Genomic DNA, 24,647 nt, shown 5'->3' with positions numbered 1-24,647 from the left:
TTCGTACTCCCCCTACCCTACTCAGCCATCGACCAATGGGCAATGGCTCCTGCGATGATCCCTCAGAGGTCCAGGACCAGAGGCTGCGCGCCTTGAGCCGGTACTGCGCAACAAATCAGCACCTGACCTTCGTCCGGTACCTCCGCGGGTGGCTGTGGATAATTGACCTGGCCACTGATCAGCCGGGTCTTGCAGGTGCCGCAAGAGCCGCCACGGCAGCTGAATTCCGGGTGCAATCCGCGGCTTTCCGCCAGCTCCAACAGAGTGCCGCCGTCCGGTTGCCAGCGCGCCTCCTTGGCTGAGCGCTGGAACACCACCGGCACCGAGGTGGTCGCCGCTGGCGGTTGTTCGATGATTACGGCGTCGGGGTCGGGCCGACGGCGCAACGTCGAGGGACCGAAGGTTTCAGCGTGAATCCGCGCGTCGCGGATATCCAGTTCGCGCAAGGCGTCGTACAACGCCTGGGTAAAACTGCCGGGCCCGCAGAGCACAAAATCCAGCTGATCATAGTCCTCCACCTCAAGCAGTTCCGAGAGCCGAGCGATATCGATTCGCCCGGTCAAATCGAAGTCCTCGCCCTCCAGCGCCTCCGGCTCAGGCTGACTGAGTAGGCGCACCACCCTGACCGCGTCGCCGGCACGCTCGAGCAATTGGTCCACCTCTGGACGAAACGGCTGATCGGCCAACGTGCGCGAACTCTGGAAAAACCAGGTCGGCCGGATGTGGCGGGTGCGCAAGCCTTGATAGACCACCTCACGCAGCATCGACAGCAGCGGCGTAATCCCCACGCCAGCGGCCAACAACACCAGTGGCCGACGCTCATGGGGCGCCACGGTGAAATGCCCCTGGGGCGCACGAGCCTCCAACAGGTCACCGACGCGAACCTGTTCATGCAGGTGCGAAGACACCCGCCCATCACGCTTCACGCTGATACGGAAAAAGTCATCCGATGGCGCACTCGACAGACTGTAGGTGCGGATATGGGTTTCGCCATCAATATTGAAGCGCAGCGGTAAATGCTGCCCGGCCTGAAACAACGGCAACCCGGCGTCGTCGGCTGGCTCCATGTATATCGAGCGGATGTGTTGGCTTTCGGCTTCGATCCGTACCACCCGCAGCGGCCGCCATTGATCGCCCAAGGTCTTGGCTTGCAAGCGCGCCTTGGCCTGCTCCCACGTCCCCGTCAGCAAACTGGTGGGAGAAACACCGTCAAAGCGCCAGCGCAAACCAAGAGCAGCGGGACGACGCACAACGTGTTCCACGTGGAACATCCACAAACGTTCGGCGCCTTGAAATGCCTCAACCTGCGGACCATCAAGAATGATTTCGGTGCGCCCGCTGAGGTGTAGCAGATCACCGGAATTGAAATCGATGAACAGCAACCCGGCCTTTGGATTGATCAGCAGATTGCCCAAGGTATTGAAAAACAGGTTGCCGGCGAAGTCCGGGATGGTCAGCCGATTCCCTTCCACCTGGACGAAACCCGCCTGGCCGCCACGGTGGGAAACATCCACCGACCGTACGCCATCGACGTCAACGAAACTCGCGACAAAGAAGGTGTCCGCCTCGGCAATCATGCCTTTGGCCGCTTCATCCAGTTCATTGAATTGCTGCGCGGGACGTGTTGCCGGATCCGCCAGGGGTACCGAACGGAACTGCCTCAATTGGATGTACTGCGGGCAATTACCAAAGGACTGATCCACCGTCACAGCAAAATCGCTGGCGGTCATTGCACCGATATGGCCATTGATGCGATTGCGGCGCCGGGTATGCAATTCAATGCCCAGCAGCCCGATCGCCGCCCCCGCGCTCAACTGCGCGGGATCATCGGCAGCCGGCAAGCTGCTAAATTGCAACAATCCTGGTTCGGGTGAGTGAGCGAAACCCGGTTCACCTTCAAGCACGCTGGCCCAAGGGCGACCGTCAGCATCCACCGCGCCGTACAACATGAACGGAAGCTGCTGATAGAAGGTGCGGTGTTGATCCGGCATCTGGTCGCGAATCACCCTGCGCCCCAGTACGTCCATTCGCTCACTGACACCGATGTGAGCCTGCAACTCTTTTTCGCCAGCATGCCACGGTGAATGGTCCATTGCGGCTTCTCCCCTGCGCCATTGGCACAGCGTGAAGGGCCCGACAAAGTCGGGCGAAAAACATCAGGCAGTTTTTTGCAGACCGGCGACAGTACGCGGCATGCCGACGAAACCGGGCAAGGCTTCGACCCTTGCCAGCCAGGCGCGGATGTTGGCGTAGTCGTCTAGCGACACATTGCCTTCCGGTGCATGAGCGATGTAGCTGTAGGCAGCCACGTCGGCGATGGTCGGTTCGCTGCCAGCCAGGAAAGCTGTGTCGGCCAGTTCCGTATCGATCACCTTAAGCACGCTATGGGCGTAAGGAATCACTTCATCAGGGTTGTACGGCGCACCGAAAACGGTGATCAGCCTGGCCCGGGCGGGGCCAAAGGCAATTGGCCCGGCAGCGGCCGACAACCAGCGCTGCACTTTGGCAGCACCAACCGGATCGGCAGGCAGCCAGCGACCGTTCCCGTATTTTTGCGCCAGATAGACCAGGATCGCATTGGAGTCCGCCAGCACCACACCTTGATCGTCCAGCACCGGCACTTGGCCAAAAGCGTTGAGGGCCAGGAACTCCGGTTTTTTATGCTCGCCCTTGGCCAGGTCGACGAAGATCAGCTCGGTCGGCAGTTGCAGCAGCGAAAGCATCAGTTCCACACGATGCGCGTGGCCAGAACGTGGGAAGTTGTAGAGTTTGATGGCTTGCATGGTCGACTCCGCAGGTCAGTGGCGCTAGTCGGGAGAGATCAGCACCGATGGCGGCCATCTTCTACCAGTCACCAAAACAACAGAATACCCAGCAAACGCAATCAATTATTTCATCCAGTGAAACAAACCATCATTACTGCAAAGCGGAATGCTCGCGCAGTGCCTTCACCACAAAGTCGACAAAACTGCGAACGCGCGCCGCAGCTTTGTGCCCGCCTTGGTAGAGCACATGGATGGGCAATGGCGGCATTTCGAAATCCGCCAGAACGATCTCCAGCTCCCCTGCCGCCACTTTGCTCGCCGACTGATAGGACAGAACCCGGGTGAAACCCAGCCCAAGCGCGGCGGCGGTGATCGCTGCCTGATTCGCCGTCACCGTCAGACGCGGTTCTGCCCGCACACTCAGCGGCTCGCCCCGCTCGAGGAAGGGCCAGTGCTTTAACTGTCCAATGGCGGATGTCGCAATAATTGGCGCCTGAGCCAGCTCTTGTGGATGTTTTGGCCGGCCATGGATAGCCAGAAACCGCGGCGATGCACAGATCACCCGCCGCACTTCTCCCACCCGGATCGCATGCTGGTTGCTATCAGGCAGCTCACCGATGCGGATGGCCACATCGACCCCCTCCTCGACGATACTCACTACCCGATCTACCAGCAGCGCATTGATCGTCACGTCGGGAAATTGCGTGAGAAAACTCACCATCAGCGGAGTGACGAACAACTCACCAAACAAAACCGGCGCCGTGATCGTCAGCTGCCCACGGGGCTGGGCGTGACTGCCCGCCGCCGAATCCTCAGCTTCCTGCACCTCGGCCAGAATTCTCCGACAGTCCTCCAGATAACGCTGCCCCGCCTCGCTTAGATACACACTGCGGGTAGTACGCGTGAGCAACTGCGTGCCAATGCGCTTCTCCAGCGCCGCCACCGCCCGAGTAACACTGGCGGCCGACAGGCCCAAGCGCCGCGCCGCTGCCGAAAAGCCCTGGTCCTGGGCGACGGCGGCGAAGACCTGCATTTCCTGGAAGCGGTCCATGGGCGTGTCCTCGATTCAGATAAAAAAAATCGCAACCAAAAGGCTGCGATTTTTAAGGTGTGCCGAAACAATTAGGTTTGTCTCAGCCAGCTAGATAACTCAACGCCTCTAGACATAGGTGCGACGTTGATCCTGATAATAGCTTTGTCACAAGACCCTCCACTGGGATTTTTCAGGTTGTTTTTGAAACAATTAGCTTTGTCACAGAGTTCGAACGTCCGTGTGCCAACCGGATGCCTTCAGTTACAACTGGCCTATGCGTTAAATCGTTTCTGAATGGCAGAACACCACCGCGCCAATAACCAGACAACGTAGCAACTCGCTAATTGGAAATGTCCGCACAATCATGTGCGATGCAAGCATAGCTCGAACAATTCGGCAAAAAACGTACGGTCTACTATGCTCAATGGGTTGAAGTTATCGTCGCTTACGACACAGACAGGGCCGACTGCATCGCAAGCGTAATGCGGAGGCAGAGATGGCATCGATATCCAGAAGACTCTTCTTGAAGGTGGGCGGCGGGGTTGCGGCAAGCGTAGCGATAGGACTGCCCGAACTCACTCAAGCGGCAACAACTAAGCCAACGGTAGAGGGGCGAGTAAACCTCCCCTACCAAATGAAGCCCCTCACCAAAGCTCAGAAATTGCAGGTCAACACACCAGTCTTATTCGCCTATCCCGACGCGGCCTCACCTTGCGCATTGATCAAGATGGGCGCTCCCGTTCCAGGTGGTGTCGGCCCAGAGCGCGACATTGTCGCCTACAGCACGCTATGCACACACATGGGCTGTCCGGTGGCCTATGACCCAGGGCAAAAGCTGTTCAAATGCCCCTGTCATTTCAGCATTTTCGACCCTGAGAATATTGGCCAAATGGTTTCCGGCCAAGCCACCGAGAACCTGCCGAGCATAGTGCTTGAGTACAACCCCAATGACGATTCGGTACGTGCAGTTGCCGTTGAAGGGTTGATCTACGGACGTCAGTCCAACCTCCTTTGATAAGGAGATTAAAAATGGCAACCAACAAAGATCGTATGGCACTGCCTCCGACAGATGCCCAAAAGACCAACCTGACATGCCACTTCTGCATCGTGGGTTGCGGCTATCACGTCTACAAGTGGCCGGAAAATCAGGAAGGTGGACGCGCCCCTGATGAGAACGCGCTCGGGCTCGACTTCCGCAAACAGTTACCTCCCATGGCCATCATCATGACGCCTGCGATGCAGAACACGATCACTGACAAGGACGGCAAGCGCTACAACATCATGATCGTGCCGGACAAGCAGTGCGACGTTAACAAAGGTCTCTCGTCCACACGGGGAGGACAGCTGGCCAAGGTCATGTACAACCCCGATGGCGTAGGCAAGGAGCGGTTACGCAGCCCACGCGTTTATGTGGCTGATCAGTGGGTGGACACCAGTTGGGATGATGCGTTGGCGCTTTACGCCGGGGTGACCAAGAAGATTCTTGATAATGATGGGCCTGCCTCGCTCGCCTTCGACTGCTTCGATCACGGAGGTGCCGGAGGCGGATTCGAGAATACCTGGGGCACCGGCAAGCTGATGTTCATGGCACTGCAAACACCATTGGTACGTATCCACAATCGCCCCGCCTATAACTCCGAGTGCCACGCCACACGCGAGATGGGCATTGGCGAACTCAACAACAGCTATGAAGACGCCGAATTGGCCGACGTCATCGTTGCTATCGGTTGCAACTCGTACGAAACACAAACCAATTACTTCTTGGCGCATTGGCTGCCCAATTTACAGGGGCAGACGCTCGACAAACGTAAACAGCGCTTCCCAGGGGAAACCGTTGCTCCAGCCAAGTTGATTTTTGTCGACCCTCGCAGGACACCAACCATCTCTATAGCGGAGCAAGCAGCCGGTAAGGACAACGTGCTTCACCTGGATATCGAACCGGGAACGGATATCGCTCTGTTCAATGGTCTGCTGACCTACGTGGTCGACCAAAAATGGCATGACGAGGAGTTTATCGCGGCCCATACCAAAGCGTTTGACCAGGCACTTCAAGCCAATCGAATGTCGCTCGAAGAAACCAGTCGCGTTACCGGGATCTCGGTGGACAAGCTCAAGCAAGCGGCCGAATGGGCTTACAAACCCAAGGCCTCTGGCCATCGCCCGCATACCATGCACGCCTACGAAAAAGGGATTATTTGGGGCAATGACAACTACCTCATTCAGTCTGCCTTGGTCGACTTGGTGCTTGCCACCCACAACGTCGGCCGACGAGGTACAGGAGTGGTGCGAATGGGTGGACATCAAGAGGGTTACACACGCCCCCCTTATCCAGGCAATACCAAGATCTATGTGGATCAGGAAATCATCAACGGTAAGGGAATGATGTACACGGCTTGGGGGGCCAACCCATTCCAGACCACGCTAAATGCTGAGCAACATCGTGCAGTCATTCTGAAGCGCGCCGGCATCGTCAGGGAGGCCATGGCCAACGTTCGCGGCGGTACAACCGCGCAGATGGTGGATGCAGTCTACGACGCGGTGAAAAACAAAGGCGGTCTCTTCTTCGCCAATATCAACCTCTACCCCACCAAGCTGGCAGAAGCCGCCCATGTGATGCTACCGGCAGCCCATCCGGGCGAGATGAATCTCACCTCGATGAACGGTGAACGCAGGATGCGGCTGTCACAAAAATTCATGGATCCTCCCGGCTCGGCGAAAGCCGATTGCCTGATCGCAGCGGCTATCGCTAACACCCTTCGGCAGATGTATACGGACGAAGGTAAACAGGACATGGCGACGCGCTTTTCAGGGTTCGACTGGAATAGCGAGGAGGACGCCTTCAATGACGGCTTCCGTATGGCTGGCCAACCTGGCGCTGGCCCCATCGACAGTCAGGGTGGGACCACTGGAAATCTCGTCACCTACGAACGGCTGAAAGCCATGGGCAACAATGGTGTCCAGCTACCGGCTAAAGAATACCGAGACGGCAAGCTGATCGGCACCGAAATGCTCTACACCGATTACAAGTTCGACACCCCGGACGGCAAGGCAGAGTTCAAGCCAGCTACATGGCCAGGATTGCCAAAACCAGTGGCGGAACAGAAGGAGAAACACCAGTTCTGGGTCAACAATGGACGCATCAACGAAGTGTGGCAAACCCTCTACCACGACCAGTACAACGATTTTGTGCAGCGGCGCGTGCCGATGGCTTATCTGGAGATCAATCCCGATGACGCACAGGCGCTGAAAATTGAATCTGGGGATGTGGTCGAAGTGTTCAACGACTACGGTTCGTCCTATGCGCTGGCCTATGTGGAGCCTGACATCAAACGGAATCAAACCTTCATGCAATTTGGGCACTTCAACGGTGTGATGGGGAATTTGACTACGCCATGGACGGACCGCAACGTTGTGCCTTATTACAAAGGCACCTGGGCGAGTATTCGTCGCATCGGGAAGGTGGAGGAGTTCAAAGAGACGATCAGCTTCAAGTCGCGGCGTTTTAACGTGATCGCGGTTGGTTGATAGCAAAATCGTTCAACAGGCACCAAGCCCCTTCCTACCTACATCGTGTGGGAGGGGGCTAGGCACCTCATGGTTATTTCATTTTTTTAATCGATACAATCGTGGCTTTCGCGCCTTCAGACCTGAATTCGAAAACAACCTGATCTCCAGCGCCTAGACCCGCCAATTGTTCCTCCGTTGCGGAAAAAGCCATGGTCATAGCAGGCCACTGCACCGCCGGCACGGCGCCATGAGCGATAGTCACAGTGTGCTTCTCAGAGTTAATAGACTTGATTGTGCCCTCTGCTTTGGCGACTGGAGCCTGCTTTGCATCTTGCTTCATCTGCATGCCCTCCATACCGTCCATTTTCATGCCCGGCATGTCTTCTGCCAGGGCAGAAAGAGACAGGGTAACGACGGTGCTTGCAACTGCGATCAGGGTCAGTTTCATACGACTTTTCCTTGAGAGGTAGTGGGTTCAACTGGGAGATGGCGCCGACGCATTAGGCGATAGGCTGCCGGGATGACAAACAGGGAAAGCAAGGGTGCCGTGACCATACCGCCAACCATGGGTGCAGCAATGCGACTCATCACCTCGCTGCCCGTACCGCTGCCCAATAGGATGGGTAACAGGCCAGCAATGATGACGGCCACAGTCATGGCCTTGGGTCGAACGCGCTGCACGGCGCCTTCACGAATCGCCGCCACCAGCCCGCGCTCAGAGCTGTCACCGAGGTCTTCACGTTCGGCCCAGGCATTCTTCAGGTAGAGCAGCATGATCACACCGAACTCGGCCGACACACCGGCCAATGCAATGAACCCGACCCCGGTGGCAACCGACAGATTGAACCCCAACAAATAGAGGAACCATGCTCCGCCAGTCAGTGCGAATGGCAGAGTGGCCATGATCAGTAAGGCCTCATCGAAGCGGGCGAACGTCAGGTAGAGCAGCACGAAAATGATCAACAGCGTGGCCGGTACCACCAGTTTGAGGCGTGCGTTGGCCCTTTCGAGAAACTCGAACTGGCCGGAGTAGCTCAGGCTCATGCCCGGTTGCATCTTGACCTGCTCGTTGACCACCCGGCGTAGATCAGCGACCACCGAGGCAATGTCCCGACCACGCACATCGATGTACACCCAGCCTGAAGGGCGTGCGTTCTCGCTCTTCAGCATCGGCGGACCGTCCGTGACCTTGACCTTCGCCACAGTGCCGAGGGTGATCTGACTCCCCAGAGGGGTATAGACCGGCAATTGCTCCAGGGCGCCGACCGAGTCACGCCACTCTCGTGGGTAACGCACGTTGATCGGGAAGCGTGCAAGCCCTTCAATGGTTTCCCCGACGTTTTCACCGCCGATGGCACCGGCGACGATGGACTGCACATCGGTGATGTTCAATCCGTAGCGGGCGGCAGCTTTGCGGTCGATATCCACATCGATGTAGCGGCCACCGGTCAGTCGCTCGGCCAGAGCCGAACTGACACCAGGTACCCCCTTGGCCACACGCTCGACTGCCTGAGTGGCGGCATCGATCTCTGTCAGGTTAGTGCCGGCAACCTTTACACCGATCGGGCTCTTGATCCCCGTGGCCAGCATGTCGATACGGTTGCGAATCGGCGGAATCCAGATATTGGTCAGCCCTGGAACCCGCACCACCCGATCCAGTTCCTCCACCAGTTTTTCCTGGGTCATGCCCGGGCGCCACTGCGCATGCGGCTTGAACTGAATGGTGGTTTCGAACATCTCCAGCGGTGCCGGGTCGGTGGCTGTTTCGGCACGCCCCGCTTTACCGAAAACGTGTTCGACTTCGGGCACGGTCTTGATCAGGCGGTCGGTCTGTTGCAGCAACTGCGCCGCCTTCTGCGCCGACAGTCCCGGTAGTGCTGAAGGCATGTAGAGCAGGTCACCCTCGTCCAACGGGGGGAGAAACTCGCCACCCAAGCGCGACATTGGCCATAGCGAACTGACAAAAACCAATAGCGCCACCAGCAGCGTGATCTTTGGTCGACGCAGCACCGCATCCAGGGCGGGCTGATAGATCCGAATCAACCATCGGTTCAACGGGTTCTGTTGTTCACTGGGGATTCGCCCTCGAATCCAGTAACCCATCAGCACAGGCACCAAGGTCACTGATAATCCCGCCGCTGCGGCCATGGCGTAGGTCTTGGTGAAAGCCAAAGGGCCGAACAGACGCCCCTCTTGCGCTTCCAGCGTGAACACCGGAATGAACGACAGGGTGATGATCAACAAACAGAAGAACAGTGCCGGCCCCACCTCTGCCGCTGCTTCGGTCATCACGTGCCAATGATGCTCACCCTTCAGCTCCGCCCCAGGATTGGCCGCGTGCCAGGCCTCGATCTTTTTATGGGCGTTCTCGATCATCACCACGGCGGCATCGACCATGGCGCCGATAGCGATGGCTATCCCGCCCAAGGACATGATGTTGGCGTTGATGCCCTGGTAGCGCATGACGATGAAGGCAATCAGCACCCCAACCGGCAGCGAAATGATCGCCACCAGCGATGAACGCAAGTGCCAGAGGAAGATCCCACACACCAACGCAACGACGATGAACTCTTCGATGAGCTTGTGGCTGAGGTTTTCCACAGCGCGGTCGATCAGCTTGCTGCGGTCGTAGGTGGTGACGATTTCCACCCCGGCCGGCAAACTGCTTTTCAGTTCGTCGAGTTTGGTCTTGACCGCCGCAATGGTCTCGCGAGCATTCTTGCCGCTGCGCAAAATCACTACGCCGCCGACGGTTTCACCTTCGCCGTCGAGTTCGCTGATGCCACGCCGCATTTCCGGACCCAACTGGATCGTGGCGACATCGCCAAGGGTCACCGGCACACCCCCAGACCCCAGCTTGAGTGGAATCGCCCGGAAGTCATTGAGCGTCTTCAGGTAGCCGGAAGCGCGTACGATGAACTCGGTCTCCGCCATCTCCAACACGGAGCCACCAGTTTCCTGATTGGCCTTACCGATGGCCTCAGTCACCTCAGCCTGAGTGATGCCGAGACTGGCCAGTTTGAGCGGATCAAGCTGCACCTGATACTGCTTGACCATGCCCCCCACGGTGGCCACTTCCGCGACATTAGGCAGGGTCTTGAGTTCGAACTTGAGGAACCAGTCCTGAAGTGCGCGCAGTTGGGCCAAATCGTGTCCGCCACTGCGATCCACCAGTGCGTACTGATAGATCCAACCCACCCCCGTTGCATCCGGTCCTAAGGCCGGCTTGGCGCTGGCCGGCAACCGACTTTGTATCTGGCTCAGATACTCCAGCACGCGCGAACGCGCCCAGTACAAGTCAGTGCCGTCTTCGAACAGTACATAGACAAAGCTATCGCCAAAGAAGGAATAACCCCGCACGGTCTTGGCCCCCGGCACCGAGAGCATGGTGGTGGCCAACGGATAGGTCACTTGGTTCTCGACGATCTGCGGTGCCTGTCCCGCGAAGGGAGTACGGATGATCACCTGTACATCAGAGAGGTCCGGCAAAGCATCGATGGGCGTGCTCTGCACCGACCAAATGCCCCAGGCCGTGACGAACAATGTCGCCAGTAGCACCAGGAACCGGTTAGCCACTGACCAACGAATGAGGGAAGCAATCATGGCTGGCTCCCCGACTTGTCCAGACGTTCAACACGCAAGCCGTCGTCGGTCTGGCTCACCGCGACCCTAACCTTGTCGCCCGGCTTGAGGCCTTGCATCAGCGCCGGATTGGCGAGTGGGAATGTCATCGTCATACCAGGCATGCCGAGTGTCTTGAAGGGGCCATGGGCGAGCGTGACTTCATTGTCGTTGATCTCGACGATCTGCCCCTCAGCCTCATGCAACGCAGAGGCTGCTGCGCCGGGAGGTGACGCTTCCCCTGCGCCTGCAACGACACCCTTGAGACTGGCCTCTGAGTCGAGCAGGAACTGGCCAGACGTCACCACCTTCTGACCTTCTTCCAGGCCTTTCAATATCGCCGTCTTGCCATCGCTTTCCTGCCCGAGTTGTACTTCCACCGGCCGGTAGCGGCCACCGTCTTCAGCGAGCATCACCAAGGCACGTCGGCCCGTGCGAATCACCGCCTCGCTCGGCACCCACAACACTCTCTGCTCGGTCGAACGATTCAGACGTACCTGCGCCGTCAAACCTGGTCTGAGGCGTCCGTCCGGATTGGGTAACTCGACACGTACGCGAAGAGTGCGGCTGTCCGGATTGGTCTCTGGTAAAATCGCGCTGACCTTGCCGTTGAGTATTGTCCCTGGGAAAGCTGGCAGACGCGCTTCGACAGCCTGTCCCACGGTGATCGATCCGGTATCCGATTCTGGAACGGCCACGGCTAGCCAGACACTGCTCAAGCCATTGACGCGTGCCAGGGTATCGCCGATGGCCACGGTCATACCTGCACGTACGTTCAACTCTTGCAGCACACCGCCAATGGGACTGGTCAGAGTCAGGTACGGCTGAACCTTGCCGCCACGCTCTACCTGAGTAATCAGTGCTGCCGGCATCCCTGTGAGCTTTAGACGCTGGCGGGCCGCATCCAATAGAGCAGCATCCCCGTTGCGCTTCAGGGCAAGGAACTCTGTCTGAGCAGCGGCCCATTCCGGCACCAGGATATCCGCCAAAGGCGCGTTGGCTTTGAGCACATCGCCTGGAGCATGGGCATAGACCCGCTCCACAAAGCCAGGAGTGCGAGCCTGTATCACGGCGACATCCCGTTCGTTGAATGCCAGGACACCGGTCGCATCGAGGCTGGAGTCAAAGATCCCATGACTGACTGTTGCAAAACGAAGACCGAGATTCTGGGTGAGACTTGGATCGATACTGACGGTCGCCCGATCCCCTGCGCCGTTGGCGTACTGGGGGACCAATTGCATGTCCATGAAAGGGGACCTACCCGGCTTATCGAACTTTTGCTGCGGGTACATCGGGTCGTACCAATACAGAGCTTTGCGTTCGTCCGGTGAATTGATGGCCTGCTCCGGGGCGGTACTGGGTACTTCGCTCATGCGCTGCTGAGCGAACCAGTAACCACCGGCAACACCCAATGCCAGCGAGATGCCCACCAGCAATGCCCCGTTTCCTTTTTTAAGGATCATTGGCTGGACTCCCCATAAGCAAAATACAGCCGCGCACTGGTCAGCGCTCGCTGCTCTTCCACGTCGATCTGTTTGAGACGGGCTTCGATGAGTTCACGCCTGGCGGCAACAACGGCGTTTAAATCGCCTTTGCCCGAGCGATAACTGGCCATGCTGAGTTCGACCTTTTCCGTGGCTAGCGGCAACAGGCTTTCCTGGTTGCGGCGCACAGCACGATTCAGGCGCTCATAGTCAGCCAGTTCGTTTTCCAGTTGCTGGGTGTGCTCGCGAGACAGGGCTTCGCGCTCAGCCTCAAGCTGTCTGAGTTCCGCTTGTTTGGCGGCGATTTTGGGGTTTTGACGAGAATCAGGAAACAGCGGTAAATCCCAGGAAAACTGCACGCTGACCATGTCGCCAAACTCACGGCCACGGTGCTGGTAATCCAGCTCCCAGCTCCAGTCTGACTGCTTCTCCGACACGGCTTCACGAACCTTGGCTTGCGCCTCGCGGGTCATCGGCGCAAACGCCGCCAACTCGGGATGGTGTTGCAGTTTATGGGCGTAGCCGGAGGTATCGACCGGCCATTCAGGCAAGCTGCCCACAGGCTTGTCGTTGGCGGCTAAGCCAATCCAGCGTTTGAGGGCTGCTCGGGCCTGCGCTCTCTGGAGAATCAGATCGTCCTGTTGCTCGGCCAGTTGAGCCGCCTCTTGCTTGGGCGTCACCGCATCGGCGGGTTGAGCGCGGCCACCGGCAATCTGGGCCCGGACAGTGTCGTTCAGCAGGCGGTTTTCTTTGTAGAAGTCCTGGAACAGCGCATCTTTGCGCTCAACCGAGTAGCTACTGATCCAAGCTAACGCCGTGGACTGGCGTACCTTCAGACGTTCGACTCGACGCTCCGCAGCGGCGCGATCAACAGCCGCATCGGCGACCTCAATCCGCGCTTTGCGCTTGTCGCTGTTGGGCATCTCCTGCCTGACTCCGACCATTTGCATGGTCATGAAGTCCTGGTCGATGCTCCAGCGATCCGGACCGCCAACGGGGTAGTTCTGCACACCCAGCAGTAACTTGGGGTCAGGTAGTTCTCCGGCTGGAATAACTGCACTGCTGGCAGCTTGAATTTTGGCGTCTTGTGCGGTCAGCGACGGTGCATTGTTTTCGGCCAGCCGCAACGCTTCATCGAGTGTCAAAGCAGCAGCGAAGCTCGGCAATGCCAGTACGCTTGCCGCCAGACCGGCCACGAGGGACCAACCTGTGCAATAGCACTTGGGGTTCATGTTTATGATTCCTGTGATCATCCACCGCACGCGTCAAAAGACAAGCGCGCAGCTAGTCCATCCCGCTAACGCGGAACGAGGCTCAATGTGGGACAGGAATCAAACGCGAGGGGGTCGCCATACCCCGGATGGGGTCTGAACAGGTAGGGAATCGCTAAGGAAAGAAAGCACTACGGGGCTGAATACGGTTACCGGAGGCTTGGAGATCGAGACTTGCAGCATGCCGCCCGTCTTGCATTCTTGACCCGGCTTGCAAGGTTTGCCGTGCTCGACAGGGCTTTTCATATCGTTGCAGCAGTCCATCCCCATGTCGTCCATCACCGCCATGCCCATCGTCTTCATTGGGCAAGGTTCTGTCGGTGCCTGAACGCCCGCCATCCCGCTGAGGGGAAGCGCCAAGCTAATCAGGAAGATGATGCAAAACCGCAGATAGCGTTTCATGGGCTGGAGTGTAGTCGCTGCAAATGGCTCTTACAATTGGAGGCTTGGGCATAACGACCTGCCGAGAGCCCTAGCTCCGGCGATATCACCGGACCTGAATTAAGCCAGCATTATCGGTACAAAATAGAAGCTTTTGACATGCTGATTCCAGATCTGCCAGTGGTTTAAACTGGCCTAGGCAGCACTCAAGCCAATCCAGCCGTGAACCCCCACGTAAAATCCAACACCGATGATCAGCACGCTGGACAGATAAGGTGCGCGACGCGCAACTGCGCCAAGCCAAGGCCAACGATTGGAAGCTTGTTTAGCGCCAATGGCCGCCGCCGCACCGACGGATACCAATGTAAGAGCCAAACCAAGGCTGAAACACAGTACCAGCATGCCTCCCAACGCGACTTCTTTGACCTGAAGGCAGAGCAGCAGAACGGTGATAGCCGCAGGGCAAGGAATCAGTCCCCCGGTCAAACCGAACATGATGATCTGGCCAGTGGTGACCTCACGATTGGTGAAGCGCTTACGGATATCGTTGGCATGGGCACGCTCATGTGCATCCTGATACCCATCTATCGACAGTTCCAAGCCTTCCAGCTCGGAGTGCTCGTGACTGTGTCCGTGCTCCTGGTAATCCAAATCGTAATCATGGGAATGACCCGCATGCCCAAGACTCAAACGAGCACTAAAGTCATGAGGCTCAGGAATATCGGTGGTCGATTCCAGAAAACCTTCGCGCTCGACGAACGAGAACGCTTGAATGCTGCCATCTGAACGGGTAGTCGACAGTCGTACCTCTGCCGCTGACCAGGCATGTCCACTCAACGCCTTCATGCGCCAGTGTGGGGGCATTCCCTGTTCAAAGATCGACAGTTCGATTCGCCCGTGGCCCGTATCAATGTGTTGAGTCTCATCGTGATGACCATGGTCATGGTCGCCGTGGTGGTGATCATCACCTTGCTCGAACTTGAAAATCTGTTCGCCGCGCCACGTACGCCACAGCATCCAGAGTGCAATTACTATGATCAGCGCAGAGGACGCTAGCTGGAAGTACGGCTCAGTCGTTTGGGCGTCCAGACCTTTGCCCAGATACATGCCACCGATGGCGACCAACCACACCACTGCCGTGTGCGAGAGCGTTGCGGCCAAGCCCAGCAAAACGGCCTGCTTCACCGATCCACGGATGGCGACGATAAATGCTGCCATCATGGTTTTTGAGTGGCCCGGTTCCAGGCCGTGCAAGGCACCGAGCAAGATAGCGCTCGGGAAATACAGCCAGGCGTGAGCCCCGCCTTGTTGCAGCAGTTCAGCGAAATTGGGCATGTCTGACCTAGAGGTACTTGGTGATTTGCTTGAAGGCTTCCAGTGGTGCTCGCTCGCCATTGTTCAATGCCGAGACGGTGTCCTCCAGACAGTGATCAATGTGATCCTGGATGAGCGTGCGCTTTGCCTGACATACGGCTTTTTCCACAGCATGGAGCTGCTGAGCAATGTCTACGCACTCACGCCCCTCTTCGATCATGGTGATGATTCCACGCAAATGACCGTCTGCCCGCTTGAGGCGTTTGATAATCGCATCATGAGTTTGGTGGACGTGTGGATGCGTGTGTTCGTGCTCACTCATAATTTGAGTCTTCGCGACTAATGAATTACGCGAATATTATCCCCCTGGGGGGGATATAAGCAATTCAGAAACGGTCTGAACATGGGGAATAGTCTGGGTGCTCAATTTCTGGCGACTGCGACCGGCAGTTATGGATCGTTAGCAACCTCTCGCCAAAGGCAGCAATCGGCCGAAGCGTTCATTCACTAGGCACATGACGAGGCAATGCAATTGAAATTAAAGCTGCAAGCAGTACGAATGCACTCGATATCCATAAGCACGCGCCCAGCCCATACACCTGATAAACACAGCCCGAGAGCACCGTGCCGATCAACCGTCCCATGGCGTTGGACATGTAATAAAACCCCACATCCAGCGACACACCGTCTTCCTTGGCGTAGGACACGATCAGATAGCTGTGCAGCGACGAATTCACCGCGAACAGTGCACCAAAGACCATCAATCCACCGAGCAGCACCGCCTGCTGCGACAAACCGGATTTCAGCCCGAGCGCAATGGCCGCAGGTAGACCCGCCAGAACCAGTGCCCACAGAAACGCCGCACGACCGTCCGGTACATGCCCACGTTTCTTGCCGGTGATGTTGGGCGCAAAGGACTGCACGATGCCGTATCCAATTACCCAGGCTGCCAGAAAGCCGCCAACCTCCCAGAAATCCCAACCGAAGACACTGCTCAGGTAGACCGGCAGGGCCACCACAAACCAGACGTCGCGGGCGCCGAACAGAAACATCCGTGCCGCCGAGAGAATATTGATCGCTCGGCTCTTGGACAGGATGTCGCGAAACTTTGGCTTGGCTTTGGCCTTGCCCAAGTCCTTTTTCAACAGAATCAAGCTGCTGATCCAGATCAGCGCCAGGACACCCGCCATGGCCAACAAGGCGCCTTTGAAGCCGATGAGTGCCAGCAAGGCTCCACCAAGAAAGAAGCCAACACCCTTGAGTGCGTTCTTCGAGCCGGTGAGGATCGCCACCCACTGGTAGAGCTTGCCCTGTTGCCCATCCGGAACCAGAAGCTTGATGGAGCTTTTGGCGCTCATCTTGTTCAGGTCTTTGGCAATCCCCGACAGCGCCTGAGCGCCCATCACCCATGGGATGGTCAGCCAAGCCACAGGAACCGTCAGCATCAGCAGCGCCGCGACCTGGATGCCCAGCCCAATGTTCATGGTTCGGTTCAGCCCCAACCGGGCACCGAGATAACCACCCACCAGATTGGTGATCACGCCAAAGAGTTCGTAGAACAAAAACAATGCCGCGATTTGCAGTGGGCTGTAGCCCAACGCGTGAAAGTGCAACACCACCAACATGCGCAAGGCGCCGTCGGTGAGGGTGAAGGCCCAGTAGTTGCCCGTGACGAGCAGGTACTGCCGCACTTCCGGAGCGAGGGCTGACAACGCTTTCATGACCGCTCCTTAGACTGCCAGACCGACCATTTTCGCCAATTCGACGGTACGGTTGGCATAGCCCCATTCGTTGTCGTACCAGGCATAGAGTTTGACCTGGGTGCCGTTGATGACCATGGTAGACAGCGCATCGATGATCGAAGAACGCGGGTCGGTACGGTAGTCGATGGACACCAGTGGACGCTCCTCGAAACCGAGGATGTCTTTCAGTTCGTTCTCGGAAGCGTCCTTGAGCATTTTGTTCACCTCTTCGACCGTGGTGGCTCGCTCGACTTCAAAGACACAGTCGGTCAGCGAAGCGTTGGCCAGCGGCACGCGTACGGCATGACCATTCAGGCGTCCACGCAGCTCCGGGAAAATTTCGGCGATGGCAGTGGCCGAGCCGGTGCTGGTCGGAATCAGGCTCATGCCGGAAGCACGCGCACGGCGCAGATCCTTGTGCGGCTGATCGAGGATGCTCTGGGTGTTGGTCAGGTCGTGAATGGTGGTGATCGAGCCGTGACGAATGCACAGCTTCTCGTGGATGACTTTCACCACGGGCGCCAGACAGTTGGTGGTGCACGAAGCGGCGGTGACAATGCGATGTTCAGTCGGGTTGAACAGCTGGTGGTTGACGCCCATGACGATGTTCAACGCGCCTTTTTCCTTCACCGGAGCGCAGACCACCACACGTTTAACGCCCTGATCCAGATAGGCCTGCAACAGCGCCACGGTTTTCATCTTGCCGCTGGCCTCGATCACCAGATCGCAATCCGACCAGTCGGTGTCGGCAATTGCTTTGTTTGCGGTGACTTTGATGCGCTTGCCGCCAATCACTACCTGATCGCCTTCTGCGCTGGCTTCGCTGTGCCAACGACCGTGCACAGAGTCAAAGTTGATCAGGTGCGCATGGGTGACTGCATCACCAGCCGGATCGTTGATCTGTACGAACTCAAACTCTGGCCAGTTCCAGGCTGCTCGCAGAGCGAGGCGACCGATCCGACCGAAACCATTGATGCCAACTTTGATAGTCATGTTGTTGTGCTCTGTATCTGTTGTCAGAGGGAGTTCGACTGGGTGTCGAACTGACCGATGTATTCCACATGGGCAGGATGTTGAATGGCGCGTGGACGCAATGACTGAACATCACGGATGGCATCGCTGAATGGCACGCCACTTTCGATCAACAGTTGAGCGGCGACCAAACCAGTACGCCCCGAGCCACCCTTGCAATGGATGGCAATGGTTTTCCCTTCGGTCAGCAGCTGCTTGAGTCGTGGGTGGTGCAGCTCCCATGCGGCTTTAAATGCTTCGCCAGGAGCTTGATCGTCTTCTACGGGCAGGTGAAACCACTCCATGCCAAGCAGCTGGCACTCTTCGGGCAGCAGGTCGATTTCGTTCTGAAGCAACTCCTCGGTCGGCATCAGCGTCAGCAACGCCGATGCGCCTGCGTCCTTGAGGGTTTGCAACGCCTCGAAAGGCTTGGTGCCCTTCGTGCCTGGGCACGGGGTGAAGATCAATTGGCCATTGAACTGTGCCAGCGGCATTACGGAATATGGGTGTTGTTGCACGGTGAAAAAACCTCAGATGGAGCGCTGATTGACACGTTTCATGAGTTCTTCTGCTGACTCTTTACGCTCGGAATAACGGTCGACCAGATAGTCCTGGCGGTCGCGAAGCAGCAGCGTGAATTTCACCAACTCTTCCATCACATCAACGACACGGTCGTAGAAAGGAGAAGGTTTCATCCGGCCGTTGTCGTCGAATTCCATATAGGCCTTCGGCACGGAGGATTGGTTGGGGATGGTGAACATGCGCATCCAACGGCCCAGCACTCGCAGCTGATTGACCACGTTGAACGACTGGGAACCACCGCATACTTGCATGACGGCGAGGGTTTTGCCCTGGGTCGGGCGTACCGCGCCCATGGCCAATGGCACCCAGTCAATCTGCGCCTTGAACACTGCGCTCATATTTCCGTGACGCTCTGGGGAGCACCAGACCTGTCCCTCAGACCACAACACCAAATCGCGCAGCTCCTTCACGCGTGGATGATCATCGGGCGCATCATCTGGAAGCGGCAAACCGGACGGATTGAAAATCCGCGTCTCGGCGCCGAAGTGCTCCAGCAGCCGAGCGGCTTCCTCTACCAGCAGACGGCTGAAGGAGCGCTCACGGGTCGATCCATAAAGCAGCAAAATGCGCGGCTTGTGGATGGAGGTCTTTTCGATAGCGAGCTTGTCTGTCGATGGGAGATCGACCAGTTCGGTTTCGAGTTGGGGGAGATGGTCATCAAACATAGTCGTTGTCCTGCGCAATGGCGCTCTTGGATTCATCGAACCAGCGGCGTTTCAACCAAAGGGCCACACCGACCAGGGAAATCAATACCGGCACTTCCACCAACGGACCAATCACCGTGGCGAAGGCGACCGGGGAAGCCAGGCCGAAGGTGGCAATGGCTACGGCAATGGCCAGTTCGAAGTTGTTGCTCGCGGCTGTGAAAGCCAGTGCGGTGGTACGTGGGTAATCAGCCTTGAGTAGCCTGCCCATCCAGAAGCTGATGAAGAACATCACCACGAAGTAAATCGTCAGGGGGATCGCGATGCGCAATACATCCAATGGCAATTGCAGCACCACGTCACCCTTGAGGCTGAACATGGCCACGATGGTCAACAGCAACGCCACCAATGTCAGCGGGCTGATCTTGGGAATGAAGTGCTCCTGAAACCAAACGGCACCTTTTCGTGCGATGAGGATCTTGCGGGTCAGGAAACCTGCCAGGAATGGCACACCCAGGTAGATCAGCACCGACTCGGCAATGCTGACAAAGCTGGTCTCGATCACACTGCCTTCCAGGCCGAACAGTGGCGGCAACAGCCCAAGGAAGACCCAGGCATACACACTGAAAAACAGGATCTGGAAGATGCTGTTGAACGCCACCAATCCGGCGACGTACTGATTATTGCCACCGGCGATCTGATTCCAGACCAGCACCATCGCGATGCAACGCGCCAAACCGATCAGAATCAGGCCTGTCATGTATTCCGGCTGGTCTCGAAGGAAGATGATCGCCAGGGCGAACATCAACACCGGTCCGATGACCCAGTTCTGGACCAAAGACAACACGAGGATGCGCTTGTCCTTGAAGACTTCCGGCAGTTCCTCATAACGAACCTTGGCCAGAGGCGGATACATCATCACGATCAAGCCGATAGCGATGGGGATGTTGGTTGTGCCCACAGAAAGACTGTTGAGCCACTGCGGCCAGCCTTCGAACAGGCTCCCCAAACCGATGCCCAAGGCCATGGCGAGAAAAATCCATAGCGTCAGGTAACGGTCCAGGAATGAAAGGCGGCTTTTACTCATGATCATTGCTCCTGTGGTTACAGCGTGCCAATCAGGGCCAGCTCTGCCTTGAGCTGTTCGGCGCTTAGTTGGGATAGCGGTAAAGCCAGGAAGGCTTCAATACGGGTTTTGATCTGTTCCAAGGTGGCTTCAAAAGCCGCCTCAATTTCTTCTTGAGTCCCGTGGTATTCCGAAGGGTCAGCAAGCCCCCAGTGGGCCTTGGTGGCCGGTCCAAAAAATACCGGGCAAGCTTCACCGGCGGCCTTGTCGCACACCGTGATGACGAAATCGGGAGCCAGGTTCACATGGACATCGCTGGACTTACTGAACAGCCCGGTCGTCGAAATACCAGCTTTCTCCAACGTTTTGAGACTCAGCGGATGCACCTCGCCTTTAGGCTGACTGCCAGCGCTATAGGCTTTCATGCCTTCCGGTGCCAAGTGATTGAAGGCCGCTTCGCAAAGGATGCTGCGGCAACTGTTGGCAGTGCAGAGGAACAAGATTTTCATCGAGCGGTCTCGTAGTCGAAGGCGGAGTCAGACGATCCAGCTTTAACAGCACACGGCTGCACGCTCAGGGCGGTCACCCATTTCATCAAGCCGTTTGGCATCGGGGCTCAACCAGTGCTTGTTGCTTTCCAGCACCGTGGTCAGCACTTGATGAACCCAATCCGGCAGATTGGGGTGCAGTCGGTAATAGACCCATTGGCCTTGCCGACGGTCCGATAACAGGCCGCAAGTCCGTAGTTGTGCGAGGTGCCTGGAGATTTTTGGCTGACTCTCGTTCAACGCACAGGTCAGCTCGCAAACACACAGCTCTCCTTCGCGCGTGATGAGCAACATGGTGCGCACCCGAGTGTCGTCAGCCAGGCATTTGAAAACAGTGGTCGGTGTCAGATGGTCAGCCATATCGGTTCTCAGTGTTTGTTTTTGACCAAGACGAACATCTTGATGCGCTCATGAATTTCGTGAAGGGTGTGACGGAAGGCATCGGGTTTGGTGCTGGTCACCGGGTCCTCAAAACTCCAGGCCAACGCCTCACCCGCGCCAGGTAACGACAGGCATTCGGCGGCGGCTTTATCACACAAGGTAATGACGTAATCGAAATGCTCACCACGGAATTCGTCTATCGACTTGCTGCGTAAGCCTTCGCTGCTCACACCAATGTGTGAGAGCGCCTCAAAGGTACGCGGATCGACCTGAGTCGGAGTTGTGCCGGCACTGAATGCCTCGAAATGCTCTGAGTCGGTATGTCTCAACAACGCTTGGGCCAACTGAGAGCGTGCAGCGTTGGCGGTGCAGACGAACAGGACACGGGCTTTGCTGGTCATTGTGAAGCCTCAGCTCATATACGGTTTTACGAATATATGATTTTTCGTATGCAACGTAAAGAGCTAACGACACAGTAATCCATCAAAACGATTGGTTCCCGCCGACCACCTTCAATGAAAGCCCTCTATTACAGCGTTAGCCACGTAAATAGCTTTCCATTTATCTTCAATTATCTGCGCTGGTATATATATGGTTTTTGTAATTAATCTGTCATTCACGCAGAAAAAGGTCGCCCCTCGGGCTCAAGGACTACCTGGTCATGCGGTAGAAATAAGAAGGTCGCCCCTAACCCGCCCCGGACATCGACGGCGGGCTCAGTGGCAGTGCACTAGGCTTTGCAACAACCCGGCGAGGTACGAGGTGCGACCTCAGGGATTCCCCCACCAGCGCCGCAACATGGCACCTGACTTGCCGAAGCTTTCAAGCGATCATCGACTTCATCGAAATCCGAGTTGCATACGCCGGTTTCCGGGAGGACCAGCTCAACCCTTTTGGCCGCATCCCAATCACCCGCCAATGCCGCGACAACAGACCGAACCTGCTCATACCCCGTCATCAACAAGAACGTAGGCGCCCGGCCATAGCTCTTCATCCCCACAACGAACAAACCTTCCTCGGGATGGGCCAGTTCTACCGCACCATGGGGTCTGACCGTACCGCAACTGTGCTCGTTGGGATCAATCATTGGAGCAAGCAGCATTGGGCTTTGAGTAGCGGGATCAAGTGATACGCGTAGCTCAGCAAGCAGGCTCAGGTCTGGGCGGAATCCAGTCGCCACAATGATTTCGTCCACCAGTGGAAGCAACTGCTCCCCCGTCTTCACGACCAACCCTTGCCCATCGCCAACAACCTGATCGATAGCGACGTTTTTGAACAACTCGATCACGCCGTCATTCAGCAACTGGCGAATTTTCTGGCCGAGCTTTCCGCGCTCTTCCAACCGATCATTTGCACCACCACCCAGAATGCGCTCAAGGGGATTTCCCCGGATCGCCCAAAGCACTTTGGTTTGGGGCGCCTCCTGAGTTAGAAGCACCAGATCCTGGAGAGCGTTGAATGCGGAATGACCACCACCTACCACCAGCACTCGCTTGTTGGCGTATCGATTCCGGGCACTACCCAGTACCTCCGGAATGCCGTACGCAATGTGCGCTGCTTGGGCGATTTCACCCAAGGCTGGGATGCCATGAGCGCCCATCCAGTTTGGCGTCAGGTAGGTGCCCGATGCATCAATGACGGCGCTGGCCAACACATCCTTCTCACCTGCTGGCCCTGCAACACGCAGCAAGAAAGGAGCCGTCGATCTGCTCTGAGTCTTCATCACATCCTGACCGACGCGGGTGACTGCCAGAACACGGGTATTAAGCTGCAAGTTACGCTTAATCAGTTCGAGGTCTGCGAGAGGTCGAACAAACCGATCCAGCAGTTCACGACCTGTTGGATATTCGTTCTCCTGTGGTGGATTCCAACCATCGGCCATCAGAAGCTTGCCCGTTTCCTTGTCCACGTTGAACTGCCATGGAGAGAACATCTTCACGTGCGCCCATTCTTCAATACTGGACCCAGCTTTAGGACCGGCTTCCAGAATCAGCGGAGTGATACCTCTGGCCAGCAAGTGGACAGCTGCGGCAAGGCCCACCGGGCCTGCTCCAATGATGGCGACGGGAAGATGATTGTTTTCCATGATCGACTCCTTCTTCAGGCTGGTTGATTGACCGGAAACAGGCGCTCAACAATTGCGCAGTCGAGCCAGCGTCCTTCCAGGCAGGCGTGTTTTTCATACACACCCACTTGGCGGAAACCGCAGGCTTCGCACAGTGCGAGGCTGGCGTGATTGAAGGTAAAAATGCGCGAAAGGACTTTCCAGAATCCGCGAGCTTCGGCTTCTTTCAGCAGTGACTGAAGCAGCTGCTTGCCGAGCCCCTGGCCGCGAATGCTGCGATCCAGGTAGATGGAGAAATCCGCAATGCCGTCGTAACAGGCACGAGCGCGATAGCTACTGAGCCCAGCCCATCCAACAATCTGATCGTCTTCATTGACCATGACCAACACTGGATAACGTCCTATTGAGTTGATGCGATCAAGCATGTCTGCCGGACTGCGAGGAGTCGTTTCAAACGTAGAACTACGCTCCTCAATCCCTTGGTTGTAGATGGCAGCTATAGAAACGGTGTCTTTGGCTTCAGCTAAACGAACTTGCATTGTTGGCGTTCCATTACGTTGGTAGTAACAACATTTTTGGCAAAAAAAGGGAAAATCCTCCCTTTTTCAATCCACGCTTTTCACAGCTGGACAGCACTCGCTCACAAGCCCGCAACGAATCTCCGTGGCCCGTGTAATTTGCCTAAGCAAGCTCAACGCTCCCTGCCTAGCTTCAGGCGAGAGGTTCTCGATCATCGCTCGCTCCTCGGCAATCAGGTCAGCCCTGATCTTCTCGTACAGCTCACGTCCAGCATCCGTTGCCTGGATTCGTACTGCACGCCGATCTTCAACATCCTCGACACGGGACACATATCCTTTGCGCTCCAGCGTATCGATCACTCGACTCGCCGTGCTCTTGTCCAGGAACATTTCTTCCGCCAAGACCTGAAGGCGCAGCGAGCCCCTTTTGACCAGCGTTTCGACGGCGTAGCACTGCGTTACAGATACGTCGTAACAGCAGATTCGATCACGATCACGGAACTGATGGACGCGAACAAGCTGGTTCATAGCCTCGTACAAGTCCTCGGAGTCCTGGGTCAGTTGATCGTTTTTAAGCTTAGTCATAACCGTCACAAATTAGTTGTTAGCTGCAACAATAATCCTCGTATTTCGGAATCGTCAACACGGATCTTCGGGTTGACGGCTCCCGGAGGAAGGCGCTAGTTTGTTGTTACTGACAACTAAAAACGAGCG

Annotated in this window: 23 protein-coding genes; 2 read left to right on the top strand and 21 right to left on the bottom strand. The window is 56.9% G+C overall.

Features of this window, described 5'->3' with window-relative positions; genetic code table 11:
• Positions 1-62: 62 nt before the first annotated feature.
• The 3 genes from HFK74_RS01670 to HFK74_RS01660 all read right to left on the bottom strand — a co-directional run bounded on the left by HFK74_RS01670 (position 63) and on the right by HFK74_RS01660 (position 3,816).
• Positions 63-2,093, bottom strand: a complete 2,031-nt coding sequence (locus HFK74_RS01670) for a pyridoxamine 5'-phosphate oxidase family protein (RefSeq protein WP_180202090.1) — start codon at positions 2,091-2,093, stop codon at positions 63-65.
• A 63-nt stretch (positions 2,094-2,156) separates the two neighbouring features.
• Positions 2,157-2,783: a glutathione S-transferase family protein gene (locus HFK74_RS01665; protein ID WP_180202089.1), complete on the bottom strand. Its 627-nt coding sequence runs from the start codon at positions 2,781-2,783 to the stop codon at positions 2,157-2,159.
• A 133-nt stretch (positions 2,784-2,916) separates the two neighbouring features.
• Entirely contained in the window at positions 2,917-3,816 is a 900-nt protein-coding gene (locus HFK74_RS01660; RefSeq protein ID WP_180202088.1) for a LysR family transcriptional regulator, read from the bottom strand.
• 478 nt (positions 3,817-4,294) lie between these two features.
• Between HFK74_RS01660 and HFK74_RS01655 the strand changes: the two genes are divergently transcribed.
• Positions 4,295-4,813, top strand: a complete 519-nt coding sequence (locus HFK74_RS01655; RefSeq protein WP_180202087.1) for an arsenate reductase (azurin) small subunit — start codon at positions 4,295-4,297, stop codon at positions 4,811-4,813.
• Positions 4,814-4,827: 14 nt separating this feature from the next.
• On the top strand, positions 4,828-7,323 hold the full coding sequence (locus tag HFK74_RS01650) for an arsenate reductase (azurin) large subunit (protein WP_180202086.1): 2,496 nt from the start codon (positions 4,828-4,830) through the stop codon (positions 7,321-7,323).
• 73 nt (positions 7,324-7,396) lie between these two features.
• On the opposite strand, the gene HFK74_RS01645 is transcribed toward HFK74_RS01650, so the two are convergent.
• From HFK74_RS01645 to HFK74_RS01565, 18 genes are all read right to left on the bottom strand, one after another.
• A complete protein-coding gene (locus tag HFK74_RS01645; protein ID WP_180202085.1) occupies positions 7,397-7,753 on the bottom strand; it encodes a copper-binding protein in 357 nt (118 codons plus the stop codon).
• Positions 7,750-10,908, bottom strand: coding sequence for an efflux RND transporter permease subunit (locus HFK74_RS01640; protein WP_180202084.1), 3,159 nt, complete (start codon positions 10,906-10,908; stop codon positions 7,750-7,752). Before HFK74_RS01640 ends, HFK74_RS01645 begins: the two co-directional genes overlap by 4 nt.
• Entirely contained in the window at positions 10,905-12,389 is a 1,485-nt protein-coding gene (locus HFK74_RS01635; RefSeq protein WP_180202083.1) for an efflux RND transporter periplasmic adaptor subunit, read from the bottom strand. The genes HFK74_RS01640 and HFK74_RS01635 overlap by 4 nt, the downstream gene beginning before the upstream one ends.
• Positions 12,386-13,642, bottom strand: coding sequence for a TolC family protein (locus tag HFK74_RS01630; RefSeq protein WP_180202470.1), 1,257 nt, complete (start codon positions 13,640-13,642; stop codon positions 12,386-12,388). Before HFK74_RS01630 ends, HFK74_RS01635 begins: the two co-directional genes overlap by 4 nt.
• 99 nt (positions 13,643-13,741) lie before the next feature.
• Entirely contained in the window at positions 13,742-14,083 is a 342-nt protein-coding gene (locus HFK74_RS33045) for a hypothetical protein (RefSeq protein WP_257230233.1), read from the bottom strand.
• 174 nt (positions 14,084-14,257) lie between these two features.
• Complete coding sequence (locus tag HFK74_RS01625) at positions 14,258-15,397, bottom strand: nickel/cobalt efflux protein RcnA (RefSeq protein WP_180202082.1); 1,140 nt, start codon at positions 15,395-15,397, stop codon at positions 14,258-14,260.
• Between the two features lie 7 nt (positions 15,398-15,404).
• Positions 15,405-15,698 (bottom strand): metal-sensing transcriptional repressor, encoded by a 294-nt coding sequence (locus tag HFK74_RS01620; RefSeq protein WP_180202081.1) that lies wholly within the window; start codon positions 15,696-15,698, stop codon positions 15,405-15,407.
• Between the two features lie 178 nt (positions 15,699-15,876).
• Positions 15,877-17,097: an organoarsenical effux MFS transporter ArsJ gene (gene arsJ, locus HFK74_RS01615; RefSeq protein WP_180202080.1), complete on the bottom strand. Its 1,221-nt coding sequence runs from the start codon at positions 17,095-17,097 to the stop codon at positions 15,877-15,879.
• A 9-nt stretch (positions 17,098-17,106) separates the two neighbouring features.
• Positions 17,107-18,111 (bottom strand): ArsJ-associated glyceraldehyde-3-phosphate dehydrogenase, encoded by a 1,005-nt coding sequence (locus tag HFK74_RS01610; RefSeq protein WP_180202079.1) that lies wholly within the window; start codon positions 18,109-18,111, stop codon positions 17,107-17,109.
• Positions 18,112-18,134: 23 nt separating this feature from the next.
• Positions 18,135-18,647: a cyclin-dependent kinase inhibitor 3 family protein gene (locus tag HFK74_RS01605; RefSeq protein WP_180202078.1), complete on the bottom strand. Its 513-nt coding sequence runs from the start codon at positions 18,645-18,647 to the stop codon at positions 18,135-18,137.
• Positions 18,648-18,659: 12 nt separating this feature from the next.
• Entirely contained in the window at positions 18,660-19,376 is a 717-nt protein-coding gene (arsH, locus tag HFK74_RS01600) for an arsenical resistance protein ArsH (protein ID WP_180202077.1), read from the bottom strand.
• Positions 19,369-20,442: an ACR3 family arsenite efflux transporter gene (gene arsB, locus HFK74_RS01595; RefSeq protein ID WP_180202076.1), complete on the bottom strand. Its 1,074-nt coding sequence runs from the start codon at positions 20,440-20,442 to the stop codon at positions 19,369-19,371. The genes arsH and arsB overlap by 8 nt, the downstream gene beginning before the upstream one ends.
• 17 nt (positions 20,443-20,459) lie before the next feature.
• The gene (locus HFK74_RS01590) at positions 20,460-20,930 is read right to left on the bottom strand and encodes an arsenate reductase ArsC (protein WP_180202075.1); all 471 of its coding nucleotides are present in this window, start codon (positions 20,928-20,930) and stop codon (positions 20,460-20,462) included.
• Positions 20,931-20,972: 42 nt separating this feature from the next.
• Positions 20,973-21,329: a metalloregulator ArsR/SmtB family transcription factor gene (locus tag HFK74_RS01585; protein WP_175375644.1), complete on the bottom strand. Its 357-nt coding sequence runs from the start codon at positions 21,327-21,329 to the stop codon at positions 20,973-20,975.
• Positions 21,330-21,337: 8 nt separating this feature from the next.
• A complete protein-coding gene (locus tag HFK74_RS01580; RefSeq protein WP_180202074.1) occupies positions 21,338-21,751 on the bottom strand; it encodes an arsenate reductase ArsC in 414 nt (137 codons plus the stop codon).
• A gap of 329 nt (positions 21,752-22,080) precedes the next feature.
• Complete coding sequence (locus HFK74_RS01575; protein WP_180202073.1) at positions 22,081-23,436, bottom strand: NAD(P)-binding domain-containing protein; 1,356 nt, start codon at positions 23,434-23,436, stop codon at positions 22,081-22,083.
• A gap of 14 nt (positions 23,437-23,450) precedes the next feature.
• Entirely contained in the window at positions 23,451-23,954 is a 504-nt protein-coding gene (locus tag HFK74_RS01570; RefSeq protein WP_180202072.1) for an arsinothricin resistance N-acetyltransferase ArsN1 family A, read from the bottom strand.
• Between the two features lie 66 nt (positions 23,955-24,020).
• Complete coding sequence (locus HFK74_RS01565) at positions 24,021-24,518, bottom strand: MarR family winged helix-turn-helix transcriptional regulator (RefSeq protein ID WP_180202071.1); 498 nt, start codon at positions 24,516-24,518, stop codon at positions 24,021-24,023.
• Between the last annotated feature and the right edge of the window lie 129 nt (positions 24,519-24,647).

This window comes from Pseudomonas sp. SbOxS1, from assembly GCF_013416725.1.
Taxonomy (GTDB): Bacteria; Pseudomonadota; Gammaproteobacteria; order Pseudomonadales; family Pseudomonadaceae; genus Aquipseudomonas.
The sequence above is the reverse complement of the archived record's forward strand: the minus strand, read 5'-3'. Positions and strand labels throughout refer to the sequence as shown.

Bases quoted from the DNA above. Each gene is read 5' to 3' on its own strand.
- HFK74_RS01670 (WP_180202090.1), bottom strand. From the start codon at position 2,093: ATGGACCATTCACCGTGGCATGCTGGCGAAAAAGAGTTGCAGGCTCAC.
- HFK74_RS01665 (WP_180202089.1), bottom strand. From the start codon at position 2,783: ATGCAAGCCATCAAACTCTACAACTTCCCACGTTCTGGCCACGCGCAT.
- HFK74_RS01660 (WP_180202088.1), bottom strand. From the start codon at position 3,816: ATGGACCGCTTCCAGGAAATGCAGGTCTTCGCCGCCGTCGCCCAGGAC.
- HFK74_RS01655 (WP_180202087.1), top strand. From the start codon at position 4,295: ATGGCATCGATATCCAGAAGACTCTTCTTGAAGGTGGGCGGCGGGGTT.
- HFK74_RS01650 (WP_180202086.1), top strand. From the start codon at position 4,828: ATGGCAACCAACAAAGATCGTATGGCACTGCCTCCGACAGATGCCCAA.
- HFK74_RS01645 (WP_180202085.1), bottom strand. From the start codon at position 7,753: ATGAAACTGACCCTGATCGCAGTTGCAAGCACCGTCGTTACCCTGTCT.
- HFK74_RS01640 (WP_180202084.1), bottom strand. From the start codon at position 10,908: ATGATTGCTTCCCTCATTCGTTGGTCAGTGGCTAACCGGTTCCTGGTG.
- HFK74_RS01635 (WP_180202083.1), bottom strand. From the start codon at position 12,389: ATGATCCTTAAAAAAGGAAACGGGGCATTGCTGGTGGGCATCTCGCTG.
- HFK74_RS01630 (WP_180202470.1), bottom strand. From the start codon at position 13,642: ATGAACCCCAAGTGCTATTGCACAGGTTGGTCCCTCGTGGCCGGTCTG.
- HFK74_RS33045 (WP_257230233.1), bottom strand. From the start codon at position 14,083: ATGAAACGCTATCTGCGGTTTTGCATCATCTTCCTGATTAGCTTGGCG.
- HFK74_RS01625 (WP_180202082.1), bottom strand. From the start codon at position 15,397: ATGCCCAATTTCGCTGAACTGCTGCAACAAGGCGGGGCTCACGCCTGG.
- HFK74_RS01620 (WP_180202081.1), bottom strand. From the start codon at position 15,698: ATGAGTGAGCACGAACACACGCATCCACACGTCCACCAAACTCATGAT.
- arsJ (WP_180202080.1), bottom strand. From the start codon at position 17,097: ATGAAAGCGTTGTCAGCCCTCGCTCCGGAAGTGCGGCAGTACCTGCTC.
- HFK74_RS01610 (WP_180202079.1), bottom strand. From the start codon at position 18,111: ATGACTATCAAAGTTGGCATCAATGGTTTCGGTCGGATCGGTCGCCTC.
- arsH (WP_180202077.1), bottom strand. From the start codon at position 19,376: ATGTTTGATGACCATCTCCCCCAACTCGAAACCGAACTGGTCGATCTC.
- arsB (WP_180202076.1), bottom strand. From the start codon at position 20,442: ATGAGTAAAAGCCGCCTTTCATTCCTGGACCGTTACCTGACGCTATGG.
- HFK74_RS01590 (WP_180202075.1), bottom strand. From the start codon at position 20,930: ATGAAAATCTTGTTCCTCTGCACTGCCAACAGTTGCCGCAGCATCCTT.
- HFK74_RS01585 (WP_175375644.1), bottom strand. From the start codon at position 21,329: ATGGCTGACCATCTGACACCGACCACTGTTTTCAAATGCCTGGCTGAC.
- HFK74_RS01580 (WP_180202074.1), bottom strand. From the start codon at position 21,751: ATGACCAGCAAAGCCCGTGTCCTGTTCGTCTGCACCGCCAACGCTGCA.
- HFK74_RS01575 (WP_180202073.1), bottom strand. From the start codon at position 23,436: ATGGAAAACAATCATCTTCCCGTCGCCATCATTGGAGCAGGCCCGGTG.
- HFK74_RS01570 (WP_180202072.1), bottom strand. From the start codon at position 23,954: ATGCAAGTTCGTTTAGCTGAAGCCAAAGACACCGTTTCTATAGCTGCC.
- HFK74_RS01565 (WP_180202071.1), bottom strand. From the start codon at position 24,518: ATGACTAAGCTTAAAAACGATCAACTGACCCAGGACTCCGAGGACTTG.